Genomic DNA, 1406 nt, shown 5'->3' with positions numbered 1-1406 from the left:
AGCCAGATGGTGATTTTTCATCATATTTGCCGCTTTCAGCGTCTCGACAATTACCGCTTGGTTTTCGTCAACAATTGCGCGAGATAATTTATGCTGGAAATCGGCGCGGGCGTTGGCTACCCGCTCGTGAACTGCCGCAAGTTGTATTCGGGCTTTACGTCTGTTTGCGCTCCCCTTTCTCTTACGCGAAAGGGCTTTCTGCTTCCGGCGCAGATTGTGACTGACATTGATAAGGTGGCGCGGATTGGCAATCTTATTGCCGTCCGATTTGATGGCAAAATGCGTCAGCCCCATATCCAGCCCTGTAACGTTTGATATCAGTGCTGGTTTCGTAGGTGCTTCCATTCCGTCATCACAGAGTAACGATGCGTAGTATTTTCCGGTTGCGCTGCGGCTCAATGTGATACTTTTCAGCGTTCCCGTAATTTCACGATGTAAACGAGCTTCAATCGGCAAGATTTTCGGGATTTTGAGCGCACCATCAATGACTTTGATTCCAACACAATGATAGCTAGATTGCTTTCCGTGCTTACTTTTAAACGTCGGGAAACGGGCTTTCAGTTTCGGATTGAAAAAGTTGGAAAAGGCCACTTCGAGATTAATCACCGCCTGCTGTAACGCTATGGAATCATACTCTTTAAGCCAGGCGTATTTACGGGATTTTTTTGCTACGGCCAGTAAAGGTTTCAAGTCGTTACGGGGGCTTAAACTCACCCCGTGCCGCTGGTAAGCCTGTTTTTTAATGTGAAGAGCTTTGTTGTACGCAAAACGCACCGCACCGAACTGGGCATTGAGAAATTCCGCCTGTTCCGGTGTCGGGTAAATACGTACTTTCGTGGCTCTTAACATAATCAGCGCTCATTGATATACTTCTGTTATTTTAACAGGTTAACGGAATATATCAATTGAGTAATCATGATGATTTGCTGGAGGGGTTCCTCCGTAAACGGCATAGTGTCAGCAAACTGGTTGTACACCTGATTTTTACCACAAAATACCGCCGAAAATTGTTTGACGGACGAATGATAGAGCAGTTGCGTGATGCTTTTTGTTCTGCTGCCGGAAAGCTCGAATGCGAAATAATTGAGATGGACGGGGAGCCAGATCATGTACACCTGCTGGTTGCCTACCCGCCAAAGCTTGCTGTCAGTGTGATGGTCAATAATTTGAAATCGGTATCATCACGTCTGCTACGCCAGCAGAACACGCATTTACGGATGCAAAGTAAAACCGGACTTTTGTGGTCAAGATCGTACTTTGTCTGTAGCTCCGGAGGGGCAACGATTGAAACGCTCAGAGCCTACGTTCAGAGTCAGTCAACGCCAGATTGATCTTTAAAGCCCTGCGGGCTTTTCGCCTTATATCCCCGCCCGCACTGGGCGAGGGTTTACGGCGTTTTTCGCTAA

Annotated in this window: 2 protein-coding genes; one reads left to right on the top strand and one right to left on the bottom strand. The window is 47.2% G+C overall.

The features are described from left to right. The coding region (locus tag ABR397_RS22600; RefSeq protein WP_350307672.1) for an RNA-guided endonuclease InsQ/TnpB family protein at positions 1–849 on the bottom strand (849 nt) is incomplete at its 3' end. Positions 850–905: 56 nt separating this feature from the next. On the opposite strand from ABR397_RS22600, the gene tnpA reads away from it, so the two are divergent. Then, complete coding sequence (tnpA, locus tag ABR397_RS22595; protein WP_350307671.1) at positions 906–1331, top strand: IS200/IS605 family transposase; 426 nt, start codon at positions 906–908, stop codon at positions 1329–1331. The last annotated feature ends 75 nt before the right edge of the window (positions 1332–1406 follow it).

This window comes from Photorhabdus viridis (assembly GCF_040256935.1).
GTDB lineage: Bacteria > Pseudomonadota > Gammaproteobacteria > Enterobacterales > Enterobacteriaceae > Photorhabdus > Photorhabdus viridis.
The sequence above is the reverse complement of the archived record's forward strand: the minus strand, read 5'-3'. Positions and strand labels throughout refer to the sequence as shown.